Genomic DNA, 7,325 nt, shown 5'->3' on the forward strand with positions numbered 1-7,325 from the left:
GCGCAGGAAATTTGAGAGGAGCTGTCCTTAGTACGAGAGGACCGGGATGGACGCACCGCTGGTGTACCAGTTGTCTTGCCAAAGGCATCGCTGGGTAGCTATGTGCGGAAGGGATAAGTGCTGAAAGCATCTAAGCATGAAGCCCCCCTCGAGATGAGATTTCCCATCACTTTATGTGAGTAAGATCCCTGAAAGATGATCAGGTAGATAGGTCTGAGGTGGAAGCGTGGCGACACGTGCAGCTGACAGATACTAATCGATCGAGGACTTAACCACGAATTAGCGAAACTCGGAATACTTTCTTCTTTCTTCTAATACTTTATCTAGTTTTGAAAGAACAATGTTCTTTCAATTTCATACAGTCTGGTGACTAAGGCGAAGAGGTCACACCCGTTCCCATGCCGAACACGGAAGTTAAGCTCTTCAGCGCCGATGGTAGTTGGGGGATCTCCCCCTGTGAGAGTAGGACGTCGCCAGGCAAATTAAAAGAGTACCCAAGGGGTGCTCTTTTTTTGTATTCCAAAAGAAAAGGGGGAGATCCCCTTTTCTCCGCAAATCCATAAGATGCAGGAGCGAGGATGGTGAGGAGCAAGAAGGTCGAGGACGCGAGGGAGTGAACACCGCAGTGGGCAACCGCCCATGAGGATGTGAACGAGCGAAGCGGACGAAGAGATTCGCCGCTCATCGCCGTCCTCGCCTTCAGCGCCGATGGTAGTTGGGGCTCCCCCTGTGAGAGTAGGACGTCGCCAGGCGAACCAAAGAGTACCCGAAGTGGTGCTCTTTTTTTTATTTAAAAAGGGGGAGATCCCCAAAATAGATTCTCTTAAAACGCAGGAGCGAGGATGGGGAGGAGCAAGAAGGTCAAGGACGAGAGGGAGAGAACACCGCAGTGGGCAACCGCCCATGAGGATGTGAGCGAGCGAAGCGGACGAAGAGATTCGCCGCTCATCGCCGTCCTCGCCTTCAGCGCCGATGGTAGTTGGGGTTTCCCCATGTGAGAGTAGGACGTCGCCAGCCAAGACAAAGAGTACCCGAAGAGGTGCTCTTTTTTTTGTATTCAAAAAAGGGGGAGATCCCCAAAATAGATTCTCATTTCCCGCAGGAGCGAGGATGGTGAGGAGCAAGAAGGTCGAGGACAAGAGGGAGAGAGCACCGCAGTGGGCAACCGCCCATGAGGATGCGAACGAGCGAAGCAGACGAAGAGATTCGCCGCTCATCGCCGTCCTCGCCTTCAGCGCCGATGGTAGTTGGGTCTCCCCCTGTGAGAGTAGGACGTCGCCAGGCAAATTAAAAGAGTACCAAGGGTTGCTCTTTCTTTGTGTCTAAGAAAGGGGAGATCTCCAAAATAGATTCTCTCTGGGTACATGAGTAACTGGTTTTCGTCTTAGATATGTCTTCAGGCTGAGGCTCTAGGTACATGAGTGACTGGTTTTCGTCTTAGATATGTCTCCAGGTTGAGGCTCTAGATACATGAGTGACTGGTTTTCGTCTTAGATATATCTTCAGGTTGAGGTTCTAGATACATGAGTGACTGGTTTTCGTCTTAGATATGTCTTCAGGTTGAGGCTCTGGGTACATGAGTGACTGGTTTTCGTCTTAGATATGTCTTCAGGTTGAGACTCTGGATACATGAGTGCCCCCGTTTCGGCTTAGATATGTCCTCACATTGCGGCTCAGGATACATGAGTGCCTCTGTTTCGTCTTAGATATGTCTTCAGATTGAGGCTCTGAGTACATGAGTGTCCCCATTTCGGCTTAGATATGTACTCACGCTGAGGCTCTAGATACATGAGTGACTGGTTTTCGTCTAAGATATGTCTTCAGATTGAGGCTCTGAGTACATGAGTGTCCCCATTTCGGCTTAGATATGTATTCACGCTGAGGCTCTGGGTACATGAGTGAGCAGGTAATTGTCTGGGTATACTTTCCACCATATTAATCCAATTTTGCCTATATTTCACCCTAACTTTCTTCCAGAACTTAAAAACAGGGGATGAACGTATTATAAAGCAATCTAAAATAGCAGCTGTAGTATGCCTTGGTCTCGGTTTGTTAATTCCTGCATTCTAAAAATTGTATATCTTCAATGAGATGATGAGATAAGGACTATAGATCAGAATTTCAATACTGTAAATTAAAATGTGCAGGAAAGACTATATTGACCTGCTATTGATAAAATAGTATATTGTTTGATTTTTTTGAAACCTTTCTCTTCAGGCAATCGTCCATAACTATGAGATAAGATAGGGAGTGTTTTGATGAGTTTATTGTTAAGGGGCTTGGTTAGAGGCGGGATTCCATTTGTAATCTTGCTGATACTATCTCTATGGAATAAGTCACAAGGGCAGACCGAAACATCAAGTGTTTTCTTCTTCTATGGCCTGATCGCATTTTTCTTAGGGTTGACCAGCATTATTTATCAAATTAATCAGTGGAGTTTTTTCAAGCAGATTCTTGCTCATTATACAGCAATGCTGATTACGGTATTTCCTACTCTCCTTCTAAGCGGTTTTTATCCTCTTAGTTCCTTTACTGATGTGGTAAAGATCTATTTTGAGTTTAATATAACAGGGGTCATTTTATTTTTTGGGACATATATTGTTTTTAACATTAGAAGAAATAATAGTAGAAAAGTAAAAGAGATTTGATTTCAGCCGATAATTGTTTTTGAGGGAGCTATTAAGACTACATTAATAGGAGGGAATGTTATGGGGAAGTATCTTAATTTAAAGGTATTCTCTTGCTAGCGGCAAAGGCTGCTATTGAGAGAATAGAATGAGTGCACATTCCCTTTTAGCGGTCTTTGTTTTTCTTATGAAAAATTATAGGAAAGCAGGGACAGGAATGGGATACAAAAAAGCTTGTGATGTGCTGCCGGAAGAATTGGTAGCGTTGATTCAGGATTACTTTGATGGCGATTATTTATATATTCCAAGAAAAAGAGGCAATAAGCTTTCTTGGGGAGAGAAAAACGGAACAAGGATAGCTATGGAAGCAAGAGACCGCCGTATTTATAGAAGCTACATGGATGGATTGTCAAAAGAGCAACTAGCGGAAGAGTATCATCTTTCTATCAAAAGTATTGAAAGAGTTATATATAAACAAAAAGACTAACCAATCGTGTGCCTTATGAAACTCTCATAAGGCACTTTTTATATTGCTTAAGTTTAGTACATAAACGTATCTTAGGAAGACTTGGCCGCCATTGGAGGGTAAAATTAGTTTAGCAGATTGAAAGAGGGTGGAAGTATGAGTTATTCACTAAGAAAAAGAACAAAAGAGGATGTCCTTGAATTCATTACTTGGGCTTACGATGGTGACTATTCATTTTATGACAATAACATTCAAGAGGAAAAAGTGCAGGGGTTTCTCCAGAGTATAGATACTGATCGATACTTTTCTGTCATTAATGATGAGGGTGAACTGATCGGCAATTGTGAGTTTTTCAATGTGGGGGAAGACGGGGAAGAAATAATAGCAGTCGGAGTGCAAATGAAGCCTGCCTTAACAGGGAATGGACTTGGATTGAGGTTTATACAAGAAATAATAGAACAAGGAAGAAAATTTTTAAAATATCGCCACTTGGAGCTGGCAGTGGTGGATTTCAATCAACGGGCAATAAGAGTTTATGAACAGGCAGGCTTTAAAAGGAAAGGAGAATTTCAAAACTGTATAAGAGGAAAGGAGTATAGATTTATTATAATGGAAAAGGATTGGTGAGAAATACATAGTCCGTAAAAAAAGAGTTATTCAGTTCAGCTATCTTTTTCAGTTCGTGTTAAGTGTCAGATTCCTTATGGCGATAATGAGAAATTTAATAGATGTAATAGTTCTAAATAAATGATTTCTGAATATTTTTATAATATACTAGACTTATATCTTTTGGTAAGCGCTTTCAAACTTCAGGGGACCTACATAACTACAAACTAAGTGGAGGGGATTTCATGATTTATGCACAGCCGAATAAAGAAGGGTCTAAGGTAGAGTTCAAATCGAGGTACGACAACTATATCGGAGGTGAATGGGTTGTGCCGGTAAAGGGAGAATACTTTGAGAATGTTTCTCCGGTCAACGGCCAATCATTTTGTGAGGTAGCAAGATCTACCTCTGAAGATATTGAGCTTGCACTTGATGCTGCTCATGAAGCAAAGGATGCTTGGGGCAAAACATCTGTTGCAGAACGGGCCAATATTTTAAATAAAATAGCTGACCGTCTTGAAGAGAATCTTGAGATGCTTGCAGTGGCTGAGACCTGGGACAATGGTAAGCCTGTCCGGGAAACTCTTAACGCAGATCTGCCTCTCGCTATTGATCACTTCCGTTATTTTGCCGGGTGCATCCGGGCGCAGGAAGGAAGCATTGGCGAAGTAGACAATGATACAGTAGCCTATCATTTTCATGAACCGCTTGGAGTGGTGGGGCAGATTATACCTTGGAACTTCCCATTATTGATGGCGACTTGGAAACTCGCACCTGCACTGGCAGCCGGTAACTGCGTAGTATTGAAACCAGCTGAGCAGACACCTGCAAGCATTATGGTCATGATGGAATTGATTGAAGACTTACTGCCAAAGGGAGTTTTGAATATAGTCAATGGCTTTGGTGTTGAAGCAGGAAAACCTCTCGCTACAAGCCAAAGAGTTGCCAAAGTAGCCTTCACAGGTGAAACGACAACAGGCCGTTTAATCATGCAATATGCTTCCCAGAATCTGATTCCAGTGACATTGGAACTCGGCGGAAAGTCACCAAACATCTTTTTCGAGGATGTAATGGATCAAGATGATGACTTTCTTGATAAAACCGTTGAAGGCTTCGTCATGTTTGCGCTGAATCAGGGTGAAGTATGCACATGTCCATCCCGTGCTCTGATTCATGAATCCATCTATGATAAATTCATGGAAAGAGCACTTCAAAGGGTGAAGGCCATCAAGCAAGGAAATCCGCTGGATACAGAAACAATGATAGGAGCCCAGGCATCAACGGAGCAGCTTGAAAAAATCCTTTCTTACATTGATATCGGAAAACAAGAAGGTGCTGAGGTACTAACAGGCGGAAACCGTAATCACCTGGAGGGAGATTTGGAAGGCGGCTATTATGTTGAGCCGACTGTATTTAAAGGAAATAATAAGATGCGGATTTTCCAAGAGGAAATATTCGGGCCGGTCGTTTCCGTTACAACATTCAAAACAGCTGAAGAAGCTCTTGAAATTGCCAATGATACTTTGTATGGATTGGGAGCTGGTGTCTGGTCCAGGGATATGAATACGGCATACCGTTTCGGCAGAGAAATTCAAGCCGGCCGTGTATGGACTAACTGTTACCACGCTTATCCGGCCCATGCAGCATTCGGCGGTTATAAAATGTCGGGAATCGGAAGAGAGAACCATAAAATGATGCTGAGCCATTACCAGCAGACTAAAAACCTTCTCGTCAGCTACAGTCCGCAGAAATTAGGTTTCTTTTAATCCTCATTCATAAAAAGGAGGAGAAAATATGCCTGAAGTTGATAGAGTGACAGTAACAGAAGAAGCATCAAAGCTGATTTCTAAATTGAAAGAAAAACATGGTCCGCTTTTATTCCATCAATCTGGGGGCTGCTGTGACGGCAGTTCTCCAATGTGTTATCAGGAGGGAGAAATGCTGATAGGAGACAGTGATGTCCTGCTTGGCCGCATCGATGACTGTCCATTCTATATCTCTAAAGCTCAATTTGAGTATTGGAAGCATACCAAGCTGATCATCGATGTTGTAAAAGGCAGGGGCGGCATGTTTTCACTTGAAGGTCCAGAAGGGCTCAGGTTTTTAACAAGGTCAAGGATGTTTACTGAAAAAGAAAAACAGTTTCTCTCATGAAAAAAGACGGCTCACTGGCATGGTGAGTCGTCTTTTTGGTTAGCTCTCCTCAGTAGCAAATTCTATTGAATTGGCTATCTGTACTAAGACGCCGGGAAGCATCAGGTCAGAAGCCCGTTTATTAATACTGAGCGTATATTGCCAATCCCCTCTTTCAAATGATAAAACATTGAATCCGTCTCTATCCAGATAAACTGCTTCTTCACCATCTTCAAGCTTTATCACTTTAATAACATCCTCTTCATTATAAGGAAACCGGTGCTCCACTGGGCGGACAGTAATCTTATAATGATTATCGGGGAGCTTCTCATTGATATATTTTATTTCAAGGGAATCCTTGTCCTCGCCGTCAAGGTCATTGAAACGCCCCAGAGTGTGTGTAAAGGATATGGGCGGGGTTCTAAGGGGCAGTTCTATTCCTTGATTAAAGTGTGCGGCGAATTCCTGCAATGCCTTATCAATTGTTACATATCCAATTTCCCGATATACCTCCTCATTAGCAGGATGGCGGTCCGGAGACTTAGATAGCGCATAGCTATGGTTACCGCTCAAAATGGTACAAGCAGCCAGTGAAAAAAGAAATATAGATTTGATAATCTCACTTCCTTCTATACTTAATATGGTTGCTATTTTTCCCGAGTGACAATGAAATATCCTGTATAGAAGAATTCCTTCTATAAAAAACATGTTATTAATGAGGGGTTAATAGTTATAAATTACCATTGATATCTTATGAATAAGCTGATATTATACTATTACTGTCTCCCAAAGAGGCAGGCAGCAGAACATCAGAAAAAAGGAACTGAAAAAAGTTACATTAACTTGTTGACAGAAATCCTGGCTGATGGTATTATATAAAAGTTGCTTCAAACGGAGCGACGAAAAATGAATTTCGCAGAAGTTGACAATGACGAAACGTCATGTTATGATAGACTTCTGGTCGATTGAACCTTGAAAACTGAACAAAACAAACAAAACGTCAACGTAAATCTAGTAAGAACTTGTTTCTTACAAAGTTGCTAACACTTTAAAATTAGCAAATGAGCAAGTCAAACTTCTTTCGGAGAGTTTGATCCTGGCTCAGGACGAACGCTGGCGGCGTGCCTAATACATGCAAGTCGAGCGGATTGATGGGAGCTTGCTCCCTGAAATCAGCGGCGGACGGGTGAGTAACACGTGGGTAACCTGCCTGTAAGGCTGGGATAACTCCGGGAAACCGGGGCTAATACCGGATAGTTCTTTTCCTCGCATGAGGAAAAGTGGAAAGGCGGCTTCGGCTGCCACTTACAGATGGACCCGCGGCGCATTAGCTAGTTGGTGAGGTAACGGCTCACCAAGGCAACGATGCGTAGCCGACCTGAGAGGGTGATCGGCCACACTGGGACTGAGACACGGCCCAGACTCCTACGGGAGGCAGCAGTAGGGAATCTTCCGCAATGGACGAAAGTCTGACGGAGCAACGCCGCGTGAGT

At 43.2% G+C, this 7,325-nt stretch carries 6 protein-coding genes and 3 rRNA genes; 8 read left to right on the plus strand and 1 reads right to left on the minus strand.

What is annotated here, in order from left to right; genetic code table 11:
• From FZC78_RS23155 to FZC78_RS23185, 7 genes are all read left to right on the plus strand, one after another.
• A 23S ribosomal RNA gene (locus tag FZC78_RS23155) occupies positions 1–276 on the plus strand; the annotation flags it as partial.
• Between the two features lie 86 nt (positions 277–362).
• Positions 363–479, plus strand: a 5S ribosomal RNA gene (rrf, locus tag FZC78_RS23160).
• 1,779 nt (positions 480–2,258) lie between these two features.
• Positions 2,259–2,648, plus strand: a complete 390-nt coding sequence (locus tag FZC78_RS23165) for a DUF3021 family protein (RefSeq protein WP_148942420.1) — start codon at positions 2,259–2,261, stop codon at positions 2,646–2,648.
• A gap of 127 nt (positions 2,649–2,775) precedes the next feature.
• Positions 2,776–3,114: a CD3324 family protein gene (locus FZC78_RS23170; protein ID WP_148942421.1), complete on the plus strand. Its 339-nt coding sequence runs from the start codon at positions 2,776–2,778 to the stop codon at positions 3,112–3,114.
• Between the two features lie 135 nt (positions 3,115–3,249).
• Positions 3,250–3,720 (plus strand): GNAT family N-acetyltransferase, encoded by a 471-nt coding sequence (locus FZC78_RS23175; RefSeq protein WP_148942422.1) that lies wholly within the window; start codon positions 3,250–3,252, stop codon positions 3,718–3,720.
• A gap of 224 nt (positions 3,721–3,944) precedes the next feature.
• Positions 3,945–5,465 carry an aldehyde dehydrogenase gene (adh, locus tag FZC78_RS23180; protein WP_148942423.1) on the plus strand — a complete coding sequence of 507 codons (1,521 nt, stop codon included), beginning with the start codon at positions 3,945–3,947 and terminating at the stop codon, positions 5,463–5,465.
• A 28-nt stretch (positions 5,466–5,493) separates the two neighbouring features.
• Positions 5,494–5,853 carry a DUF779 domain-containing protein gene (locus FZC78_RS23185; RefSeq protein WP_148942424.1) on the plus strand — a complete coding sequence of 120 codons (360 nt, stop codon included), beginning with the start codon at positions 5,494–5,496 and terminating at the stop codon, positions 5,851–5,853.
• 39 nt (positions 5,854–5,892) lie between these two features.
• On the opposite strand, the gene FZC78_RS23190 is transcribed toward FZC78_RS23185, so the two are convergent.
• On the minus strand, positions 5,893–6,405 hold the full coding sequence (locus FZC78_RS23190) for a hypothetical protein (RefSeq protein ID WP_148942425.1): 513 nt from the start codon (positions 6,403–6,405) through the stop codon (positions 5,893–5,895).
• A 505-nt stretch (positions 6,406–6,910) separates the two neighbouring features.
• Here FZC78_RS23190 and FZC78_RS23195 point away from each other — a divergent pair.
• Positions 6,911–7,325, plus strand: a 16S ribosomal RNA gene (locus FZC78_RS23195); the annotation flags it as partial.

Source organism: Rossellomorea vietnamensis, from assembly GCF_008180415.1.
In the GTDB taxonomy this organism is placed as follows: Bacteria; Bacillota; Bacilli; order Bacillales; family Bacillaceae_B; genus Rossellomorea; species Rossellomorea vietnamensis_C.

Coding starts and splice junctions, on each gene's coding strand:
- FZC78_RS23165 (WP_148942420.1), top strand. CDS start 2,259: ATGAGTTTATTGTTAAGGGGCTTGGTTAGAGGCGGGATTCCATTTGTA.
- FZC78_RS23170 (WP_148942421.1), top strand. CDS start 2,776: ATGAGTGCACATTCCCTTTTAGCGGTCTTTGTTTTTCTTATGAAAAAT.
- FZC78_RS23175 (WP_148942422.1), top strand. CDS start 3,250: ATGAGTTATTCACTAAGAAAAAGAACAAAAGAGGATGTCCTTGAATTC.
- adh (WP_148942423.1), top strand. CDS start 3,945: ATGATTTATGCACAGCCGAATAAAGAAGGGTCTAAGGTAGAGTTCAAA.
- FZC78_RS23185 (WP_148942424.1), top strand. CDS start 5,494: ATGCCTGAAGTTGATAGAGTGACAGTAACAGAAGAAGCATCAAAGCTG.